Here is an 18,982-nt window from a genome sequence, read left to right as displayed (position 1 = left end):
GGGCATGATGCTCCCCGTCCGCGCACGGGTTTCCGCGTCCCCATAACGACAGCGGTTCTTGTGAAGGCATGAACATGAACGAACTGACCCTCAACGATACCCGCAAGGCCGAACTGCTCTCGACCAAGGTCGAGCATATCGACATCCGCAGCTTCGACGCGCGGCCGATCGTCGATGCGATGAAGAAGATGAGCTTCACCAGCCGCGACCTGGGCCGCGCGACCGACATCTATAATCAGATGCTGGCCGACAAGGACTGCACCGTCGTGCTCGTCATCGCCGGATCGACCAGCGCGGGCGGGTGCATGGACCTGTATGCCGAACTGGTCCGCTCGAACATGGTCGACTGCATCGTCGCGACCGGCGCGACGATCGTCGACATGGATTTCTTCGAAGGCCTTGGCCACAAGCATTATCAGGCGCTGGAGGTGCCCGACGACGACACCCTGCGCTCGCTTTACATCGACCGCATCTACGACACCTATATCGACGAGGAGCAGCTCCAGCACGTCGACCACACGATCTTCGAGATCGCGGAATCGCTGGAGCCCAAGGCGTACAGCAGCCGTGCGTTCATCCGCGAGATGGGCAAATATCTCGTCGAGCATGGCAAGAAGGAGAACAGCCTGGTCAAGCTCGCTTATGAGCATGACGTGCCGATCTTCTGCCCCGCATTCGTCGATTCCTCGGCGGGCTTCGGGCTGGTCAAGCACCAGGTCGATCGGGCCAAAGCGGGCAAGCCGTATCTGCTGCTCGACGCGATCGCCGACTTTCGGGAATTGACCCAGATCAAGATCGAGGCGGGCACGACCGGCCTGCTGATGATCGGCGGCGGCGTGCCGAAGAACTTCATCCAGGACACCGTCGTCTGCGCCGAGATCCTCGGCCACGAAGACGTCGCAGTGCACAAATATGCGGTGCAGATCACCGTCGCCGACGTGCGCGACGGGGCCTGTTCGTCCTCGACGCTGCAGGAAGCGGCAAGCTGGGGCAAGGTGAACACGGGAATCGAGCAGATGGTGTTCGCCGAGGCCGGTTCGGTGATGCCCCTGCTGGCGTCGGACGCCTACCACCGCGGATTGTGGAAGGACCGGGCCAAGCGCAAATGGGCGACGATCTTCGCCGACTGATATGTTGCACGCACGCAACGGATGATGCAGCCTCTCCCTCACAATCGAGGGGGAGGCTTTTTTCATGACGTCCGAAATCCTGAAACCGGTGGTGGTACTGATCGCCTGGTCGCTGGTGATGCTGATCTGGATGGTCGTCGTCCGGCTGCCCGCGATGAAGAAGGCGGGCATCGACCTGTCGAAGGCGCGCGGTGGCAAGCCCGGCGCGCTGGACGGCGTGGTCCCCGATGCGGCGCAATGGCCGGCGCACAATTACATGCACCTGATGGAACAGCCGACGCTGTTCTACGCGGTGGCGCTGGTGCTCGCGATCGTCGGCGCGGGCGACGGGCCGAATGCGTTGATCGCCTGGGCCTATGTCATTCTGCGGATCGTCCATTCGATCGTGCAGGCGACCGTCAACCGCATCCTCTTCCGCTTCGCGCTATTCGCGCTGTCCTCGCTTGCGCTGATCGCGCTTGCTCTGCATGCGGCGATGGCGGTGTTCCACTGATCTGAAGGGTTTGGCGATGGCGGAGAAGTTCGAGCGGCATCGCCAACCCTGGACGCAGGACGAAATCCAGAAGCTGCATACGCTGGCCAAGAAGGGCATGGCGCTGAAAGCCATCGCCAAGGCGATGACCCGCTCGGAAGAGTCGATCAAGGATCGCGCCAAGGCCGACGGGCTGGCGATCACGAAGCTGCGTTAGGCACGAAACTGCGTTAGGGGCGCGCGACCAGGCGATCGACCGGGCCGGCGGCGGCGAGGAAGCGGCGGATCGTGTCTTGGGGATCGGCACCGGGCGCGGCGATGGCCGACACGTAGATCGCCGCGGCGCGTTGATCCCCGCCGAGCAGCCGGGCGCGCGCGGTCTCGACCTTCACCCGGCGTTCGTCGGCGGTGGTGATGCCGGCGATGCGATACCAGGTGACGACCTCTCGCAGGACCGGGCCGGGGGCGGTGATCCGCATCATCGAACCGCCGTCGATCGGGGCGAGATCGGCGACGCGCACCCAGCGGTCGTCCTCGCGCAGCACCCCGGTGCCGAAGGCGGCGAGTTCGCGCCCCTGCCCCTGGCGGTCGTACACCGCCACCGCGACGTCGACCGCGCCCTGAGCATCGGCGTAGCGTGCGCCGATCATCTGATCCGCACCGGGGTGATAGGGTCGCCATTCGGCGCGTGCGTCCGGGGCGACACGGCGCCAACCAGGTATTTCGGGAAGCGCGACAGGCTCCGACGGGATGGCGGCGCGGGCTTCGACCGCCGCGCTCCATGCCGGAAAGATGCCCGCGCTCGCGACCACCATCAGCGTGGCGAGCGGCAAGCCCATCCTGGCAAAGGGCATGCGCAACGCTGCTGGATCGAACACCGGCGCATCGGGCGATCGGTCGAACCACCGCCAACCGGCGCCGAGAACCGCGGCCATGACCAGTGCAAAGAACACCCAGCCATAGACGATATGGTCGAAGCCGGTTGCGGTCTCGATCGAGGTCAGGTCGGCCGCCCAGATCGTCGCGAAGGCGCGGACACCGTTGGCGAGGATCGGCACGACCAGCGCGCAGACCAGGAAGATCGCGCGGCGTCGCCAGCTCGCGAAGCCGACATGCGCGACCAATGTGCCGAAGGCGAGCATGGCGATCACGAACTTGGCGCCCGAACACGCCTCCGCGACCTCGAAATGATAGCGGCCGGCGTGGATCAGCACGCCGTCCGCGGCGGCCGGAATGCCGACCAGTTCCAGCAGCGGCATGACGATCGCCACGGTCACCGTCTGAAGCGGTGCCTCCAGCCAGCCACCGAACGGCACCAGGAACACCGCATAGCTCAGCGGAAAGAGCAGCCCGCGCGCGACCAGTGGTCCGAGCAACGTGACGACGGCGCCCTGGAGCATCATCACAAGCCCGAACTGGCGCGCGAAGGTGACCGATCCGGCATCGCCCAACAGCCAGCCGGATCCTCCGGCTGCGACGAGCGCCAGACCGGGCGCCCAGGCGGCCGGGGTGAGTTGGGCGAGTTCGGCGCGGCGCTGCCACACGAGCCAGGCGATGATCGGGCCGATGAAGAGGCAGTGGCCGTAGGTAGTGCTGGTCCACCATGTCTCGACCAGCCCGCCGGCATCGCCACCGAACAGGCCCAGGATGGCGGCCGCGGCGATCCCCAGCGCGATCAGGTGGCGGCGCCACGGGCGGATCACGACCGCCGGCGCTGGAATCGCGACCGTCACGCCGCGAGCCGCAGCAGCGCACCCAGCGGCGCGAGCCGCGCGTCCCACGCATAGCGGCGGATGACCTGCGCACGTGCGCCCCTGCCCATCGTCCGTGCGGCGTCAAGGTCGACAAGCTGCGCACACACCGCCTCCGCCATGTCGCCATCGGCGATGCGCAGGAAGCCGGCATGGTCGATGCCCTCCGCCGCGGCCGCAGAGGTGACCACCGGGCGGGCCATCGCCATCGCTTCGAGCACCTTGTTCTGGATGCCGCGCGCCAGCAGCAACGGTGCGACGCAGACGTCGGCGGCGGCGAGCCACGGCCGGACGTCGTCCACCGCGCCGGTGACGATGATGCCGGGCATGCGGGCCAGCGCCTTCACCGCAGCGCTGGGAGCACGGCCAACGATCGCGAAATGCGCGGTGGGGAAGCGGCGGCGGATCGCGGGCAGCGCCTGGGTCGCGAATGTCACCACCGCGTCGATGTTCGGGCGGTAATCCATCTGCCCGGTGAAGACGATCAGTGGCGATCCCGACGTCGCGGGGCGGCCGTAATCGGCGGCCGGATCGAAATAGGCCGTGTCGATGCCGTTCTCGATCGTCAGCGTGCCTGCCTGCGCGAACAGCGCGGTTTCTGCGGCGCTGACGAAGGTGCTGGTCCCAGCACGCGCGGCGACGTGGCGCTCGAAGGCGGAGAGAAGCCGCGCTTCGCGGCGCATCAGCCATCGGATCGGGCCGCGGGCCGAATGAGCCAAAGCGGCGAATTTGGCGGAATCGACATCGACGAAATCCATCACGTCGGGCGCATCGACATATTGCGCCATCTGGCCCGAAAACACGTAGCTCGCCGCATCCGGATGCGCCGCACGCACACGGGCTACTGCCGCGGCGATGCGGGGATCGGCGAAGGCGGTCAGCGAGAGCGGACGGCCCTTCGCCAGCGCCTCGACCAGGGCGCGCGCACGCGATTTGGTGCGCGGCACGATCGCGATGCTGGCGAGCAGATCGCGAAAGGCCGCTGGCGAGTCATGGTCCGCCGCGTCGTCGGCGAAGGCGACCAGGTGGACGCGCGCGAGGGCGGCGAGGTGTCTCAGGGCGTGATAGCTCCTGATCTTGTCGCCGCGATTCGGGGGAAAGGGCATGCGGTGCGCCAGGAACAGGATGTCGCGCATCACCCCAACCCGCGCGAGAGCCACGGCCCGACGAGGTTGGCGACGGGCAGCGGCAGGCGCTTCCACGCGGCCACCATCGCGATGTATTTGGGGTTCAGCGGGTTGACCGCACGTGTCAGGCTGTCGCTGCGCTTGGCATAGCGGCGCGGTTCGGGGGTGAAGCCCCAGTTCTTCTTGAACGACGCCGCACCCGTGCCCGTCTTCGACCGGCCGAAATCGAAGCGCGTGCAGCCGCGAGCACGGGCATGACGCATCAATTCGAAGTACATCCGGTCGTTGGCGCGAAGCCCGCGCGCCGCCGCGGTTCCACCGCCCCAATACGGATAGACGGTGCCCGCGAAGTACAGGCTGAGCACGCTGGCGACCGCCTTGCCCGCATGACGGATGGTCAGCACGTCGGCGTCCATCGTCTCGGCCACGGCGCGGAAGAGTGCCGCCGGGAACACCGGCGTGCCGAGGTTGCGAACCGATTCGGCATAGACGCGGTGGTGTTCGGCGAGCAGCGCGGGCGCGTTGCCGACGACGACCTCCAGGTCGAAGCCGAGCGAGCGGCGGACCTCGGCACGCTGCTTGCGCGGAATGGCGAGTAGTTCGGCATCGTCATCGGCAGCTAGGTTGCGCGCGAATCCCAGATAGCTGGCGTCGTCGACCGCCCAACCTTGCGGCGCCGCGCCGCCGCGAAGTTCGACCTCGGGACAGCCCAGCCGCTGCGCCAGAGCCCAGGCTCCCGACGCCAGCGGTTCGCTCGCGTCGCCCAGCACGCCGCCATCGACCGCAAATCCGCAGGAAACCAGCGCGCTGCCGAAGATCACCGAGCGCATCTCGGTCAGCGGCAACACTCCTGCCAGCGCCCCGTCCGCGCGCTCGGCGACCAGGTAGCGCGCGCGCTGGCCACAGCCGCGGGCGACGGCACGGCTCCACGCAGGCAAATGGAACGGGGTGGCGCCTGGCATTGCCACGACGAAGCGGTCGATCGCGGCGACCTCTCGCGCGTCGGTCAGATCCGCTTCGCGAACGCCGACGGGGGCGGCAAGCAGCGGCATCGTCACGCGTTCACGACCAAAGCGTCGATACGACCCCAGGCGTGGCGCCCGAGCAGCCCGCGCAGCTTTTCCGCCATCGCACCGAGCCGCGAATAATGGCGCACCCGCGACCGCAACGGCGCGTGCGCGACACGCGGCTGCGCGGGATCGACCTCCCACGGATGAAAATAGAAGATCGCCGGCTGTGCTTGCGCATTGACCTGGTGCACCGCGAAGTCGGTGATCGCCGCGGGCAACATGCGGAAGAACCCCCCGCCGGTCGCCAGCCGTCGCCCGGCGACCAGCGCCACCGTCACCGGCAATTCGACCAGCGCGGCATCGGCGACCGGGCGAAAGGCGTACCGTGGTGCGTCGCGCCAGCCATAATGGTCATGGCGGATCGGCGCGGCGCTCGACGAATACCGATAGCCCTCCTCGGCCAGCACCACATGCGCCCAGGGCGTGCGCGCGTCGATCGAGAAACTGGGTGCACGATACCCGGTGATCGCGACTCCCGCGGCATCCTCGATCGCGACCCGCGCGCGGGCGAGGTCGGCGCGAAAGGCGGCGGCGTCCATCGTGAAGACCCGCTGGTGGTCCCAGCCGTGGCTGGCGATCTCATGCCCTTCGGCCACGATGCGGCGGATCAAGGCGGGATGACGCGCGGCGACCCATCCGAGCGTGAAGAACGTGGCGCGAGTCTCCGTCTCGGCGAACAGATCGAGGACCGTCGCAGTGTTGTCAGCAACGCGCGAGGCGATCCCGTTCCAGTCGGCCTTGTCGATCACGCGTTCGAACGCGCCGACCTGAAACCATTCCTCGACATCGACCGACATGCCGTTGAGCACGCGGCCCGGCCCGAGCGCGCGATGCTGCATCAGGCGGCGGCGTTCCAGGCGGCGGGGCCGCGGATCGGCCCGAAGCCCGCCCGCGACTGATCGGCATCGACCCAATCGACGAGCAGGGTCAGCACCCGACGAAGTGCTGCATCCTGCTGCTCCACGCGCGCTTCCAGTTCCGCCACGCGCGCGGCGAGGACGGGATCGTCTGCGGTTGGCGCGGGAACCGGGTCGGCTGGGGCGCGCTCGAACACGGCGTCTTCTGCTTCATCAGCACCAGGCTCGATGCTTTCGGGTGGCGGTTCGGGCGCAGCTATAGGCGCGACCGATCCGACAGCGACATCGGGCAGCGGCAGATCGGCGTGGAGATCGCCCAACACCCCTTCGACCAGCGCAGCGTCGATCAGGTCGCGGCCCTCGATCGCGGCGGCCAGCATCGTGCGCGCAGCAAGCTGGTTCAGCCGCCGGGGTACGCCGCCCGAGCCGCGGTGAAACGCGGGGAAGGCGTCCGCGGCGAAATCCGGCCGACCCTGCCACCCGGCGACCCCGAGGCGATGCGCGATGTAGTCCTCAACCTCGTCCGCGCCCATCGGATCGAGGTGGTGGATGGCGATTACCCGCTGGCGCATCTGCTCCAGGGCGTCGGAGCCGTGGAGGCGATCGCGAAATTCGGGCTGGCCCAGCAACAGTATCTGGAGGATTGCATGGCTGCCCGCCTGGAAGTTGGAGAGCATGCGAAGCTCCTCCAGACTGTCCACCGGCAACGCCTGAACCTCATCGACCACCAGCAGCGTGCGGCGGCCGGTCCGCGCGACCGCGTGCAGCCCCCGCTCGATCGCGGTCAGCAATTGCGCCTTGGCCAGGCCCGCCGGGTCGATGCCGAGCGCGGTGGCAACGGTGCGAAGCAGGTCGTCGGCGTGGATCGCGGTCGATACCAGGCGGAGGACGTTGAGCCGTTGCGGATCGATCGTCTCGACCAGATGGCCCGCGAGCGTCGTCTTGCCCGCGCCGATTTCCCCGGTGATGACGATGAAGCCCTCCCCCTGCGCCAGCCCGTAGCCCAGATAGGCCATCGCCTTGCGATGGGTGGCGGTGCTGAACCAGAAACGCGGATCGGGCGTCAGCTGGAACGGGCGCGTCGTCAGCCCGAAATGATCGTCGTCCATGACCCCTGCCCCGTTCAGAAGGTGTAGCGCGCGGAAATCAGCGCCTGCGCCGACAATGCACTCGCCAGCCCGCTACCCTGATCGAAATGGTAGAGCCCGACGGTCCCCGTCGTCTGCAAGCGACCGAAGACATGGTAATAGCTGGCGGTCGCACCGATCGACAGGATATCCTCCCCGCCGGCCAGGTCGCTGTCGTAATAGTTGACGAAGGCATTGGTATTGACCCCAGAGTCCGACGTCAGGGTGCGCGCATAGAACAGCTGACCGTACCAGCTCTGGTCGTTGAGCCCCGAGGTAACGATGCCCGACCCGCTGTTCGGCGCGAAGAGCTTGCGGTTGGAATAGCCCGCACCCGCGCCGAACGTGCTGCGTCCGCGCGTGGCGGTAAGCACGCCGTCGATGCCGCGGCTGCGATAGCTGGCGGTCGAGATCGACTGGAACACGTCGTTCAGGCAGCCGCCCGGCGCATCGCCGCTGGTGCCGAAGACGCAGCCGTTGAACTGCTGGCTGTAGGAATCGCGTGCGTTCACGAAACCGGTCGGCAGGCTCGCAAGGCCCTGGCGCAGCTGACGCCCGAAGGTCTGCACCGAATCATAGACCTGCACTTGCAGCCCGACGTCCTTCGACGCCTGATAGGCGAGCGCGCCGGTGTAGCTCCAGGTGCCGTAACGCTTGCCCGCATGCGCCTCCAGCGAAGTGCGGCGATTCGGGCGCCAGACGACGCCGGCATCGTAATAGACTCCGTCGGTGCGATACGCCACGCGGCGGGGCGATGCGGGATCGGAAACGAAGCGGCCGTTGCCGTCCACCACGGGCACGCGCGCGGCGGTGAGCAGAGGATCGCGCTGCGACGTCGTGATCCGCTCATATCCGGCCCCCGCGGTTAGCGCGACGGTGGGCGACACCGGCAGCAGCACGTCACCGCGGCCGTACCAGCCCTCATATCGCGCATCGAGCTGACCCGCGTCCTCGCGCTCATAACCGGCGCTGGCGGTGAGGCCGACCGGCAGGATCGTGTTTGGCGCGATGCTGGCACGTGCCGTCGCCAGGTGACTGAGCGAATCGTCGTAATAATCCAGGCGCGGCACCCCAGCGACGACGGTGCCGCGGTTCGGCGTCTCCGCCTTGGTATAGCCGATGCGGTAATCGGCGCCGACGCTGACCGGGCCGATCAGGCTCGCGTAGCTGGGGCCGGCGTAGAGCGAATAGAGCTGGCTGACATTGTCCGCATCGCCCGTGAGCAATCCTGGCGCGGCGCCGCGGATGTCGGCGCGGGTGCGGGTGGCCAGGGCTCCCGCCTCGACGCTCAGACCAGGCACCAGCCGCAGCGTGCCGCGTGCGAGCCCGCTGTGGATGTCGTCGTCGCCGATGTCGTCGTCCCAGGAGATGCGTCGTTCATAGCGGTAACTGATCTGCGCCTGCGCGCGCGCCGTCGCCACCGCCGCGTCGATTCCGGCGGCAAGCGACGTATAGGTCAGCACGTCGCCGCTGTTCAGATCGGCATCGAGCACCTGGCCGAGTTCGATATAGGGCGCGACGACGACGCGGCGCCCCTCCTGCGCGTGGGCCGGCATCGCCGCGGCGCTGGCCAGGGCGATGGCCACCGACGGCAGGGTCGCGGGGGTCTTGCGGATCACGTCCTGTCTTCCTGACCGTAATAGGTGCCGAAGCGCGCGCCGCCGGGCACGAACGACACGGCGTTCAGGACGAGCGCGATATGATCGCACCCGTCGAGCAGCGACACCGCATCGCGCAGTTCGTCCTCCGGCGTGGTGTCGGCACGGACGACCAGCATGACCTGGCCGACCAGCATCGCCAGGACCGAAGCGGGCGAGGCGGCGAGCGCAGGCGGCGAATCGAAGATCAAAAGCCGCCGCGGATTGGCGGCGAGCAACCGCGCGATCACCGCACGGGTGCGCGCACTCGCCAGCAATTCGGTGTCGGTCGCGATCGGCGACCCGGCGGGCAGGATCGACAGATGCGGCACGTCGGTCTCGACCACCAGGCTCTCGGGATCGAGCGCAGGATCGGCAATCGCATCGAGCAGCCCGAGCGAATCATCCAGCCCGAACTGCGCCATGATGTCGGGCTTGGCGAAATCGGCGTCGATCAGCAGCACCTCGGTATCCCGCTCGGCCGCGAGCGACAGCGCCAGGTTGATGCTGCAGAAGGTCTTGCCTTCGCCCGGCCGCGCCGAACAGACGAGGATGCTGCGCGCCTTGTCGGGGGTCGTGCTGCCGGCAATGCGCTCCCGCGTGATGAGGAGCTGACGCTTGACCAGCCGGAACTCCTCGGCAAGCGGGCCGACGGGGGCGCCGGGAACGATCATCCCCCGTTCCGCCAGCATCAGCCGGTCGATATGCGCAGGCTCGCCCTCTGCGGGCGCGCGATATTCCTCGGGCACCGCGGCATCGACCGCAGGGCGAGCACGGAACTCGGCCGGAATGGTGTCGGGAAGCGCATCGGCAACCGCGGGCGCTGCCCAGGCATCCACGGCAGTGGGCTGCACGGCACGCGCACGCGCATGCTCGCCGAAGTCATAGACCTGCGCGGCGCGTTCCAGCAGCGAAAGGGGCTTGGTCATCACCATGATCCTCAGGCCGTCAGGCCGCGCTGGAGCATTTCGACCCCGAGCAGCAGGACATACGCGGCGATCAGCCCGGCACCGCCGCCTGCGAACAGCTTCAAGCGGCGCGCGCGCTCCTCGGACTGGATGCGGGTCACGACCTCACCGATCGCGCCGATCACGACCATGCCGGTTGCTTTCTCCAGCCGGCCGGACGTCGCGAATGTGGCGCGCAGCTGTCCCACCGCGAACGCTGCGCCAACGCCCGCCGCGAAACCGACGATCAGCACGCCGGTGAGCAGCAGGAAGCGGTTGGGTGCAGTGGGCGCGCGCGGCAGCGTGGGCGGGTCGATCACCTTGAACTGGCTGCCGTCGGTCTGGGTCTGCGCCTGTCCACGGATCGCGATCTGTTCGCGCTGCGCCAGCAACTGATCGTACGCGGTCTTGAGCACCGCATAGTCGCGGTCGATCTGGCCTTGTTGCGCGGCGACCTCCGGGTCGCCGGCCAACTTGCTGTCGAGCTGATCCAGATCGCCCTGGAGCTGGCTCTTGCGCATCCGCAACGATGCGACCTGCGCCTGCTTGTCGGCCTGCATAGCCTGGAGCGAAAGATAGAGCGGGTTGGGCGAACCCCCTGCCCCGCCGCCGATCGACGGCTCGCCGCGCGCCGCGGCGGTGGCTGCGGACAGCTGGCCTTTAAGCGCCACGACGTCGGGGTGCGCGTCGGTATAGCCGCGGGCACGGGCATCGGCGAGCTGGCCCTGGATCGCCATCAGCCGGGCGCGTGCCGGGCCTGCGCCGGGGATGCCGCCCGCGCCCGCCACCGACTGCGCGGTCCCGGCCATCTGGCCCGAGATCGCGGCAAGGCTCGATTGCGCGGCGGCGAGATCGCCGTCGACCTGCGCCATCTGGGTGCGCGCCGCGGAGATGCGGTCGCTGACCGTACCCGTGCCGGGCAGGCTGCCGAGATAGCGGTTCTGGAAGTCGGCGCGCTTGGCTTCGGCATCCTGCAACTGCTGCTGACGCTGGGCGAGCTGGGCATCGAGAAAGCGCAGCGACTGGGTGCTCTGGGTGCGGTCCCCCGCCAGATTCTGTTCGACGAAGATGTCGATCAGCTTCTGGGTGATGTCGCGCGCCAGCTTGGGGCTGCCCGAGGTCACGGTGATCTGGAAGAGATTGTCCTGCTGGCTCTCCACCTTGATCGCCTGCGCCAGGCCGGACACGCGATCCGCCACGTCGCGGTCGCTCGACACGGTATTGGCAAGATCGGTGCCGCGCACGACCTTCTGGAGATTGACCGCCGAGACGAGCGTCTGACGGACGGTATCGACGTCCTTCTGCGCCTGCGCCTGACCCGATGCACCGAGCGTGTCGGGAAGGATCGAGCGAAGCTGGACGAACACGCGCGCGCGCGATTCGTAGCGACTGGGCATCTGCGACACGACGAGCCAGCCGAGCACGCAGACGCCCCATGCCACCGCCAGCGCCAGCCAGCGGCGGGTCCAGATGGCGTGGGCTGCCAGGCGCAACTCGTCGTAGATGCCGTTCACGCCGCCATCCCTCAGAACATCGATTCGGGGATGATGATGACGTCGCCGGGTTCGAGCCGAACGTTGGCGCGGCTGTCGCCCTTCTTGAGCAGGTTGGAAATCTGGAGCGAGAACTCCTTCTGCTTGCCGGTCGCGCGATCGTAGCGGACCAGCCGCGCCTTGTTGCCAGCGGCATATTGGTTCAGCCCGCCGACCGCGATCATCGCGTCCAGCAGGGTCATGTTCGCGCGATAGGGTATCGAGGCGGGCTTTTCGGTGGCGCCGACGATGCGGACCTGCTGACTGTAGGTGCCCGAGAAGTTCTCGACGATCACCGAGACGATCGGCTCCTTGATATATTGCGCCAACGCCTTCTTCATGTCGGCGGCGAGCATCGCGGGGGTCTTGCCGACCGCGGGCATGTCGCTGACCAGCGGCGTGGTGATGCGGCCGTCGGGGCGCACCTGAACCTTGGCGGACAGTTCCTGGTTGCGCCAGACGAAGATATTGAGCTGGTCGAGCGGCCCGATGACATATTCCTCGCCCGGCAATTCGCGGTTCGCGACATAGGAGGCCGGCGGCAGTTCGGGGCGCGCGCCGGTGTTGCCGGCGCACGCCGACAGCACGGTCGCAGCCAGCGCGACGCTGAGGATGGGACGGGCGGAACGCATGGCTCTTCGGGTCTCCTGAGCCGCGCGGGACGGCTTCTCGGGACCAGTCATGCGGCGGAAGTGGTGAAGATAGGGTTAGGGAGCGGATCGGCCGCGCCAGCTGCTCTATCCAGGCCGGTCGCCAGGAGGCCGTTACGGCGCGACGCGCTCGGCAGCAGGAGGATGGCCGAGGAAGGCGGTGGGACTGGCACTCGCCCCGTAAGCGCCGGCGAGAAAGATTGCGATGAGGTCGCCAGGGTTGACGGTCGGCAGCGCGATGCGATCGCCGAGCCGGTCGAGCGGGGTGCACAGCGGCCCGACCACCGATGCCGTCATGGCGGCGGGCGCTCCCATCGCATGCGCCACCGCGGCGGGATAATTGCGGCGGACGACTGTGCCGAAATTGCCCGAGGCGGCGAGTTGGTGATTGAGGCCGCCATCGACGATCACGAAGGTCTCCCCCATGCTGTCCTTGCGATCGACGACGCGGGTCAGATAGACGCCGGCTTCGGCCACCAGCCAGCGGCCGAGTTCGATCGCGAAGCGCGTGTCGCGGAGCACCGCAGGGCGATCGTCGAGCCGTTCGGACAGCGCCGCCCCCACCGACGCGATGTCGAGCGGCGTGTCACCGGCGAAATACGGCACGCCGAACCCGCCGCCGAGGTTGACGAGCGGCGGCGACGCACCGGCTTCCTCGGCCAGCCGGGCGGCGAGCACGAGCGTGGCTGCCTGCATCTCGGCCACCGCCTGTGCGTTCAACGCCTGGCTGCCCGCGTAAACGTGGAAACCGCGCCAGTCCGCACCGGCGGCAATGAGCGACCGTACCAGCGCGGCGGCGCGATCGGCATCGACCCCGAAGGGAGACGCGCGCCCGCCCATCCGCATACCCGATCCGCGCAGTTCGACATCGGGGTTCACCCGCACCGCCAGACGCGGCGTGCGGCCCAGCCGGGCGGCGATGGCGAGCGCCCGGCCTGCTTCGCCTTCCGATTCCAGGTTGATCGTTGCGCCCACGATGATCGCATCCGCCAGTTCGGCGTCACGCTTGCCGGGGCCGGCGAAGCTGATCGCATCGGCGCGCTTGACCACGCACGCACGGGCCAGTTCGCCCGCCGAAGCGACGTCCAGCCCATCGACCAGCGGCGCCAAGAACTGGAGCAGCGCCGGCAGCGGATTGGCCTTGATCGCATAATGAAGATCGACCGCCGGAAAAGCCGCCCGAAAGCTGGCGACGCGTGCCGCGACGATGGCGGTATCATAGACGAACAGCGGCGTGCCCGCCTCCACGGCCCAGTCGGCAGCGCTGCGCCCGGCGATCGTCAGCATGCCGGATTGTGCCGCGAATTCGGGAGGGATCGGGCCGATCGGTTTCATGCCGTCACCTCGGCGCGCAGCCTTGCCCGGTCCAGCTTGCCGTTTGCGTTGCGCGGCAAAGCATCGCGCCAGATGTAGCGGACGGGCTGCATGAATGCCGGGAGCTCGGATCGCAGGCGCGCGCGCAGATCGGCCTCCCGCGCGGGATCGCCCGCCACCACCGCGACGATCGCCTGACCCAGCCGATCGTCAGGCACGCCGATCGCCACCGCCTCCCCCACCTCGGTGCCTGCCCCGATCGCCTCCTCGATTTCGCCCGGGCTGACGCGGTTGCCCGACGTCTTTATCATCTCGTCGTCGCGGCCGATGAAACGGAACTGTCCGTCCGTCCCTTCGATGACCGTATCCCCGGACCAGACCGCCGGGCCTTGTGCCTCTGCGAAGGACGGTGCGGGCCGAAAGCGCTCGGCAGTACGCGCTGCGTCGCGCCAATAGCCTTGCGCGACCAGTGGGCCGGCGTGGACGAGTTCGCCAGGCTCTCCCGGCATGGCACGCGTGCCATCCGCGCGCACCGCCATGACTTCGGCGAAGGGGATCGCGCGCCCGATCGCATCCGGGTGCGCGTCGATGAGCGAGGGATCGAGGTAGGTCGATCGAAACGCTTCGGTCAGCCCATACATCGCGTAAAGATCGGCCGCCGGAAAGCGTGCGCGCAGGTCGCGCACCAGTCGCGGAGTGAGTGCGCCACCCGAGTTCGTCAGCCGGGCGAGCCGCGCCGCCGTCTCGATCGGCCAGTCCGCTTCGAGCAATTGCATCCAGAGCGGCGGCACCCCGGCAAGCGTCGTGGCGCCGACGCGCTCCACCGCCTTCACCACGTCGCGCGGGGAAAGATAATCGAGGGGGGCCACGCACCCGCCGGCGAACCATGTCGCGAACAATTGGTTCTGGCCATAGTCGAACGCCAGCGGCAACACCGCGAGCACGCGATCGACCGAGGTGAGCTTGAGGTAGTGCGCCACCGACACAGCGCCGAGCCACATGTTGGCATGGCTGAGCATCACCCCCTTCGCCCGGCCCGTCGAACCGGACGTGTAAAGGATGGCCGCAAGCGCGTTCGGGTCGGCATCCGACGGCCCGATCGCAGTACCCGCGCCTACCTGCATGACGATCCGGCACCCGTCGGGCACATCGCGGACCTCCAGCGTGGCGGCACGCGCTTCCTGCGTGACGAGCAGCGTGGCACCGCTGTCGGCCAGGATATGCGCCACCTGCGCACGGCGCAGTGCGGGGTTCACGGGCACATGCACCAGCCCTGCGCGCGGCGCGGCCAGCGGCATCAGGCAGGCCGCGCGGGTCTTGGGCAACCATGTGGCGACGCGCGCGCCAACGCCGAGCCCCTGCTCGGCGAGCCATCCCGCCATCGCGGCGACCGCGGCCTCGGCATGGGCGAAGGTCACCGTGCCTTCGCGATGGACGAGCGCGGGCGCGTTCGGCTCGCCTCGCAGGATATGGTCGATCGGGCGCGGGTCGGGCGTCATCGTCACCGCTTAGCCTCAACCCGTTGCCGAATGCACCCCCGCGCTCTAACGCAGGGTCGACGACAAACCGCGAAAGGGCGCGCGTGATCCCCGAAGGTACAGCCGAAGTCGAAGCAACCGTTCGCGCGGTGCTGGTCGATGTCTTGGGCGTCTCGCCCGAACGTGCCGCCGCCTTCCGCAGCGAAACGCCGCTGTTCGGCGCGCTGCCGGAACTCGATTCGATGGCGGTCGCCGGCATGCTGACCGAGATCGAGGATCGCCTCGGCATCCTGATCGAGGACGATGAAGTCGACGGCGAGATGCTGGAGACGTTCGGCGCGCTGGTCACCTTCGCCTCGGGCAAGGTGCTGGGGTAAGGTGATCGACCATTATGACTGGGCCGGCGGGCGCGAGGCGATGTTGCGCTTCGGGCCGGACCACGGCCCGGTCATGGTGGCGGCATTGCCGCTGCTCGAAGAAGCCAACCGCACGCGTACGTTCGTGGTGACGCTGCTGCGCGCGCTCGCCGAGCGCGGTATCGCCAGCGTGCTGCCCGATCTGCCGGGCCAGGGCGAGAGCCTGATCCCGATCGCGGATTTGACCGTGTTACGGCTTGCCGAGGCGCTGGAAGCCGTGACCGTTCGACTGAACGCGGAGGGCCGGCTGACCTTCGCGCTGGGCATTCGGAGTGGCGCGCTGCTGGATTATTGCGCGCTTCATCAGGGGCGCTGGCATCTCAGCCCGGTCACCGGCGCCGAATTGCTGCGCGATCTCCATCGGGTCTGGCTGACGCAGGAACGCCGCCCGGCCGGTGAGCAATCGTTGGACGCCATGATATACGGTGACGACGAACCCGTCGTCATAGCCGGCACGGCGTTGTCCGCGGATTTCCTGTCATCGCTGAGCGCCGCGGCCCCCTTCGACCAACCCGGAATTCCGCGTCGCTTGGTTCGGCTGGCGGGCGATCCACGACCCGCGGATCGCCTGGTCGAAGGCGTTGCGCTGTGGCGCCGCGCCGAACCGGGCAACGATCCCGCGCTGGCGGCGAGGCTGGCGGATGACATCGCCGCATGGATGAAGACGTGCGCCGCCTGATCCAGTTTTCATGCGAAGGCGACCGGCTGATCGGCACCGTCGACGAGGCGCTCGGGACGACGGGCGTCTTGATCGTATCCGGCGGCAACGAGGTCCGCAGCGGCGCGCATCGCGGCATGGCGTTGCTGGCGCAGCGGCTCGCCGCCGGCGATGTGCCGGTGTTGCGCTTCGACCGACGCGGTATCGGCGATTCGCAAGGGAGCAACGGCGGCTATGCAGCCTCCGCCCCCGACATCGCCGCCGCGCTAGCCGCATTTCGCCGCGAGCAGCCACACGTCACGCGCGTGATAGGCTTCGGCAATTGCGATGCCGCCACCGCGCTGGCGCTGCTGTCTGACGGGTTCGACGCGCTGGTTCTTGCGAATCCGTGGCTGGGGGATGAGGATGCCCCGCCGCCGCCCGCGGCCCTACGAAACCATTACATGCGCCAGGTCTTTCGCGCGTCGGCTTGGCGAGGCGCAGCCAAGGCCGGCGTGTCCTCGACGATTAAAACCATGGCCGGTGCGTTCGCCAGACCAACCGAGCAGCCGCTTACCGCGCAGATCGCCGCTGCGCTGGCGCGCCGTCCGACGACCGTCATCCTGGCCACGGGAGACCGCACCGCGCAGGTATTCGCCGCGGCGGTCAGCATGCCCGAAGCCGTTCGCGTCATCCGCATCGACACGGCCTCGCACAGCTTTGCCGGACATGTCGACGCGCTGGAACGCGCCCTGATCGACGCAGCCCGCTGATTACTCGGCGGCTTGCGCGAGTTCGGCGAACTCGGCCTCCGCAAGGAAGCGTTCGGCGTCCAGAGCGGCCATGCAGCCGGTCCCGGCGGCGGTCACGGCCTGGCGATAGATCTTGTCCGCCACGTCGCCGCACGCGAACACGCCCGATACGCTGGTGCGCGTCGATCCCGTCTCGACCGCGATATAGCCGTCGGAGTCCAGCGCCAGATGCCCGCGGAACAATTCGGTCGCGGGATGATGGCCGATCGCGACGAAGCCGCCGTCGACCGCCAGGCGCGATTGCTCGCCCGTCAGCGTATCCTCCAGCGTGAGAGCGACCAGCCCGGCATTGCCGCCGCCATCGACGAACTGGCGGACCTCCTTGTTCCAGAGCACCGTGATGCCCGGATGCGCGTGAAGCCTTTCCTGAAGGATGCGTTCGGCGCGCAACGTGTCGCGGCGGTGGATCAGCGTGACGTCGGGCGAATGGTTGGTCAGGTACAGCGCTTCCTCGACCGCGGTGTTGCCGCCGCCGATCACCGCCACCTTCTTGCCGCGGTAGAAGAATCCGTCGCACGTCGCGCAGGCGCTGACGCCCTTGCCCTTCATCGCCTCCTCGCTGTCGAGACCCAGCCACTTGGCCTGCGCGCCCGTCGCGATCACCAGCACTTCGCCTTCGTAGACGTCGCCGCTGTCGCCGGTCAGGCGGAAGGGGCGGTGCGAAAGATCGACCTGGGTGATCGTGTCCCACATCATCGTCGTGCCGACATGCTCGGCCTGTTTCTGCATCTGCTCCATCAGCCACGGACCCTGGATGACGTCGGCGAAACCGGGGTAGTTCTCGACGTCGGTCGTGGTGGTCAGCTGGCCACCGGGCTGGATGCCCTGCACCACGATCGGCGCCATCCCCGCACGCGCGCCATAGATGGCGGCCGACAGCCCCGCCGGTCCCGAGCCGAGGATGAGCATGCGGGTCTTGTGGATGGTCATGGTGTGGAAAATCCTCGATTCGTCTGTCATCTAGTGATTTGCATCACGGAAATGAACCGCATCGAATGGCGGCCGGGTACGTTGAGCGCACCGTGGAGGACGCGCGAATGAGCGACGAGCGGGAGATCAAGGATTATCGTGGCGCCGCCGGCGGCCGGGGGTCGATGGCCGGCATGGCCAAGATCGTGCCGCAGGAAGGCGTCAGCCCCGACCTGCTCGACCCGCTGCGCCGCCAGAACAAGCCCCGGGGCGTGATGTGCGTCAGCTGATCCTGCGGCAAGCGGTGGAAAGCGACGCCGAAGATGGCGTCGAGCGCGTGGTCGAGGGGTTGCAGGTCGTGGAGCATGGCATTCCAGCGGGGTGCATCGGTGGCTATTATCCCGAACTGAACTTTCTCATCCCGATCGATCATCGCGCGCTGGAAAGCCATGTTCCAGCGGGCAAATCGGTGCCGGTGCGCATCCGCAAGGCCGGATGATGCGGGTGTTGGGTGCGGTGCTGGCGGGCGGGCGATCGTCGCGCTTCGGTTCGGACAAGGCCGCGGCTGACTGGGGTGGACGGACGCTTGCGGAGCATGCGGCGGCGGCAATTCGCGATCATGTCGACACGGTGATCGTGATCGGGCCGGGCGGACTCGCCGATCTTCCACGCCCTGGCCTCGGCCCGCTGGGAGGCATTGCCGCGGCGCTCGATCATGGTGCGAGCCAGGGATATATATCGGTGCTGACCATCGCATGCGACATGCCGCAACTGCCGCCCGGCCTTGTCGCGGCGCTGCTGCGGCGGATGCCCGCCTATTGCGTCGAGGCGCCAGTGCTCGGCCATTGGCCTGCCGCGCTGGGCGCGCATTTGATGGCACATGTCGACGGTGCACCGGATCGGTCGGTCTTGCGCTGGGCGCGCGCGGTCGGCGCGCTGCCGATCGTGGCGGGAGAGCGGATCGCCAACGTCAACACGCGTGAGGATCTTTTGACATTGTGACGACCCGCATAGAGCCGACCTTCGTGCTGACCCCCGGAGGCGTGCGGCGAAGCGAGCGCGTGGTCGCATGCGAGGCCGCGGTGGCGATCGAGGTCGATGGCATTGGCTATGCCG

The 18,982-nt window shown here is 68.1% G+C and carries 21 protein-coding genes; 9 read left to right on the top strand and 12 right to left on the bottom strand.

Annotation, left to right across the window (positions count from 1 at the left end):
- Positions 1–74: 74 nt before the first annotated feature.
- The 3 genes from VF643_RS13160 (at position 75) to VF643_RS13150 (ending at position 1,819) form a co-directional block, all read left to right on the top strand.
- On the top strand, positions 75–1,130 hold the full coding sequence (locus tag VF643_RS13160) for a 1,9-bis(guanidino)-5-aza-nonane synthase (protein ID WP_331043840.1): 1,056 nt from the start codon (positions 75–77) through the stop codon (positions 1,128–1,130).
- A 64-nt stretch (positions 1,131–1,194) separates the two neighbouring features.
- The gene (locus VF643_RS13155; RefSeq protein WP_331043839.1) at positions 1,195–1,623 is read left to right on the top strand and encodes an MAPEG family protein; all 429 of its coding nucleotides are present in this window, start codon (positions 1,195–1,197) and stop codon (positions 1,621–1,623) included.
- A gap of 16 nt (positions 1,624–1,639) precedes the next feature.
- Positions 1,640–1,819, top strand: coding sequence for a hypothetical protein (locus VF643_RS13150; RefSeq protein WP_331043838.1), 180 nt, complete (start codon positions 1,640–1,642; stop codon positions 1,817–1,819).
- Between the two features lie 13 nt (positions 1,820–1,832).
- Here the strand turns inward: VF643_RS13150 and xrtA are convergent, their stop codons facing one another.
- The 11 genes from xrtA to VF643_RS13095 form a co-directional block, all read right to left on the bottom strand.
- Positions 1,833–3,335, bottom strand: a complete 1,503-nt coding sequence (xrtA, locus tag VF643_RS13145) for an exosortase A (protein ID WP_331043837.1) — start codon at positions 3,333–3,335, stop codon at positions 1,833–1,835.
- Complete coding sequence (locus VF643_RS13140; RefSeq protein WP_331043836.1) at positions 3,332–4,489, bottom strand: TIGR03087 family PEP-CTERM/XrtA system glycosyltransferase; 1,158 nt, start codon at positions 4,487–4,489, stop codon at positions 3,332–3,334. Before VF643_RS13140 ends, xrtA begins: the two co-directional genes overlap by 4 nt.
- Positions 4,489–5,532, bottom strand: coding sequence for a FemAB family XrtA/PEP-CTERM system-associated protein (locus tag VF643_RS13135; RefSeq protein ID WP_331043835.1), 1,044 nt, complete (start codon positions 5,530–5,532; stop codon positions 4,489–4,491). The genes VF643_RS13140 and VF643_RS13135 overlap by 1 nt, the downstream gene beginning before the upstream one ends.
- 2 nt (positions 5,533–5,534) lie before the next feature.
- Complete coding sequence (locus tag VF643_RS13130; protein ID WP_331043834.1) at positions 5,535–6,389, bottom strand: XrtA system polysaccharide deacetylase; 855 nt, start codon at positions 6,387–6,389, stop codon at positions 5,535–5,537.
- Positions 6,389–7,516: an ExeA family protein gene (locus tag VF643_RS13125; RefSeq protein WP_331043833.1), complete on the bottom strand. Its 1,128-nt coding sequence runs from the start codon at positions 7,514–7,516 to the stop codon at positions 6,389–6,391. The genes VF643_RS13130 and VF643_RS13125 overlap by 1 nt, the downstream gene beginning before the upstream one ends.
- Before the next feature lie 14 nt (positions 7,517–7,530).
- Entirely contained in the window at positions 7,531–9,153 is a 1,623-nt protein-coding gene (locus VF643_RS13120; protein ID WP_331043832.1) for a hypothetical protein, read from the bottom strand.
- Positions 9,150–10,100, bottom strand: coding sequence for an AAA family ATPase (locus VF643_RS13115; RefSeq protein ID WP_331043831.1), 951 nt, complete (start codon positions 10,098–10,100; stop codon positions 9,150–9,152). The genes VF643_RS13120 and VF643_RS13115 overlap by 4 nt, the downstream gene beginning before the upstream one ends.
- Before the next feature lie 11 nt (positions 10,101–10,111).
- Positions 10,112–11,632: an XrtA system polysaccharide chain length determinant gene (locus tag VF643_RS13110; protein ID WP_331043830.1), complete on the bottom strand. Its 1,521-nt coding sequence runs from the start codon at positions 11,630–11,632 to the stop codon at positions 10,112–10,114.
- Between the two features lie 11 nt (positions 11,633–11,643).
- Positions 11,644–12,282 carry an XrtA/PEP-CTERM system exopolysaccharide export protein gene (locus VF643_RS13105; RefSeq protein WP_331043829.1) on the bottom strand — a complete coding sequence of 213 codons (639 nt, stop codon included), beginning with the start codon at positions 12,280–12,282 and terminating at the stop codon, positions 11,644–11,646.
- A gap of 132 nt (positions 12,283–12,414) precedes the next feature.
- On the bottom strand, positions 12,415–13,635 hold the full coding sequence (locus VF643_RS13100; protein WP_331043828.1) for a pyridoxal-dependent decarboxylase, exosortase A system-associated: 1,221 nt from the start codon (positions 13,633–13,635) through the stop codon (positions 12,415–12,417).
- Positions 13,632–15,113 carry an AMP-binding protein gene (locus VF643_RS13095; RefSeq protein WP_331043827.1) on the bottom strand — a complete coding sequence of 494 codons (1,482 nt, stop codon included), beginning with the start codon at positions 15,111–15,113 and terminating at the stop codon, positions 13,632–13,634. Before VF643_RS13095 ends, VF643_RS13100 begins: the two co-directional genes overlap by 4 nt.
- An 83-nt stretch (positions 15,114–15,196) precedes the next feature.
- Here VF643_RS13095 and VF643_RS13090 point away from each other — a divergent pair, with 83 nt between their 5' ends.
- The 3 genes from VF643_RS13090 to VF643_RS13080 are packed head-to-tail and all read left to right on the top strand — an operon-like array spanning position 15,197 to position 16,918.
- Entirely contained in the window at positions 15,197–15,469 is a 273-nt protein-coding gene (locus VF643_RS13090; RefSeq protein WP_331043826.1) for an acyl carrier protein, read from the top strand.
- A 1-nt stretch (position 15,470) separates the two neighbouring features.
- A complete protein-coding gene (locus tag VF643_RS13085; RefSeq protein WP_331043825.1) occupies positions 15,471–16,187 on the top strand; it encodes a hypothetical protein in 717 nt (238 codons plus the stop codon).
- The gene (locus tag VF643_RS13080) at positions 16,175–16,918 is read left to right on the top strand and encodes a hydrolase 1, exosortase A system-associated (RefSeq protein WP_331043824.1); all 744 of its coding nucleotides are present in this window, start codon (positions 16,175–16,177) and stop codon (positions 16,916–16,918) included. The genes VF643_RS13085 and VF643_RS13080 overlap by 13 nt, the downstream gene beginning before the upstream one ends.
- Here the strand turns inward: VF643_RS13080 and trxB are convergent, their stop codons facing one another.
- A complete protein-coding gene (gene trxB, locus VF643_RS13075) occupies positions 16,919–17,887 on the bottom strand; it encodes a thioredoxin-disulfide reductase (RefSeq protein ID WP_331043823.1) in 969 nt (322 codons plus the stop codon). It lies immediately after the preceding gene.
- Between the two features lie 107 nt (positions 17,888–17,994).
- Here trxB and VF643_RS13070 point away from each other — a divergent pair, with 107 nt between their 5' ends.
- The 3 genes from VF643_RS13070 to mobA are packed head-to-tail and all read left to right on the top strand — an operon-like array spanning position 17,995 to position 18,868.
- Positions 17,995–18,156, top strand: a complete 162-nt coding sequence (locus tag VF643_RS13070; protein WP_331043822.1) for a hypothetical protein — start codon at positions 17,995–17,997, stop codon at positions 18,154–18,156.
- Positions 18,144–18,365, top strand: a complete 222-nt coding sequence (locus VF643_RS13065; RefSeq protein ID WP_331043821.1) for a hypothetical protein — start codon at positions 18,144–18,146, stop codon at positions 18,363–18,365. Before VF643_RS13070 ends, VF643_RS13065 begins: the two co-directional genes overlap by 13 nt.
- Positions 18,362–18,868, top strand: coding sequence for a molybdenum cofactor guanylyltransferase (mobA, locus tag VF643_RS13060; RefSeq protein WP_331043820.1), 507 nt, complete (start codon positions 18,362–18,364; stop codon positions 18,866–18,868). The genes VF643_RS13065 and mobA overlap by 4 nt, the downstream gene beginning before the upstream one ends.
- The last annotated feature ends 114 nt before the right edge of the window (positions 18,869–18,982 follow it).

This window comes from Sphingomonas sp., assembly GCF_036387595.1.
GTDB lineage: Bacteria > Pseudomonadota > Alphaproteobacteria > Sphingomonadales > Sphingomonadaceae > Sphingomonas.
Note: the sequence above shows the minus strand (reverse complement) of the source record. Positions and strands in the feature narration are given on the sequence as shown.

Excerpts from the sequence above, each read along its gene's own strand:
- VF643_RS13100 (WP_331043828.1), bottom strand. The coding sequence starts at position 13,635 with ATGAAACCGATCGGCCCGATCCCTCCCGAATTCGCGGCACAATCCGGC.
- VF643_RS13150 (WP_331043838.1), top strand. The coding sequence starts at position 1,640 with ATGGCGGAGAAGTTCGAGCGGCATCGCCAACCCTGGACGCAGGACGAA.
- VF643_RS13105 (WP_331043829.1), bottom strand. The coding sequence starts at position 12,282 with ATGCGTTCCGCCCGTCCCATCCTCAGCGTCGCGCTGGCTGCGACCGTG.
- VF643_RS13160 (WP_331043840.1), top strand. The coding sequence starts at position 75 with ATGAACGAACTGACCCTCAACGATACCCGCAAGGCCGAACTGCTCTCG.
- VF643_RS13125 (WP_331043833.1), bottom strand. The coding sequence starts at position 7,516 with ATGGACGACGATCATTTCGGGCTGACGACGCGCCCGTTCCAGCTGACG.
- VF643_RS13155 (WP_331043839.1), top strand. The coding sequence starts at position 1,195 with ATGACGTCCGAAATCCTGAAACCGGTGGTGGTACTGATCGCCTGGTCG.
- VF643_RS13130 (WP_331043834.1), bottom strand. The coding sequence starts at position 6,389 with ATGCAGCATCGCGCGCTCGGGCCGGGCCGCGTGCTCAACGGCATGTCG.
- VF643_RS13070 (WP_331043822.1), top strand. The coding sequence starts at position 17,995 with ATGAGCGACGAGCGGGAGATCAAGGATTATCGTGGCGCCGCCGGCGGC.
- VF643_RS13140 (WP_331043836.1), bottom strand. The coding sequence starts at position 4,489 with ATGCGCGACATCCTGTTCCTGGCGCACCGCATGCCCTTTCCCCCGAAT.
- trxB (WP_331043823.1), bottom strand. The coding sequence starts at position 17,887 with ATGACCATCCACAAGACCCGCATGCTCATCCTCGGCTCGGGACCGGCG.
- mobA (WP_331043820.1), top strand. The coding sequence starts at position 18,362 with ATGATGCGGGTGTTGGGTGCGGTGCTGGCGGGCGGGCGATCGTCGCGC.
- VF643_RS13095 (WP_331043827.1), bottom strand. The coding sequence starts at position 15,113 with ATGACGCCCGACCCGCGCCCGATCGACCATATCCTGCGAGGCGAGCCG.
- VF643_RS13115 (WP_331043831.1), bottom strand. The coding sequence starts at position 10,100 with ATGACCAAGCCCCTTTCGCTGCTGGAACGCGCCGCGCAGGTCTATGAC.
- VF643_RS13135 (WP_331043835.1), bottom strand. The coding sequence starts at position 5,532 with ATGCCGCTGCTTGCCGCCCCCGTCGGCGTTCGCGAAGCGGATCTGACC.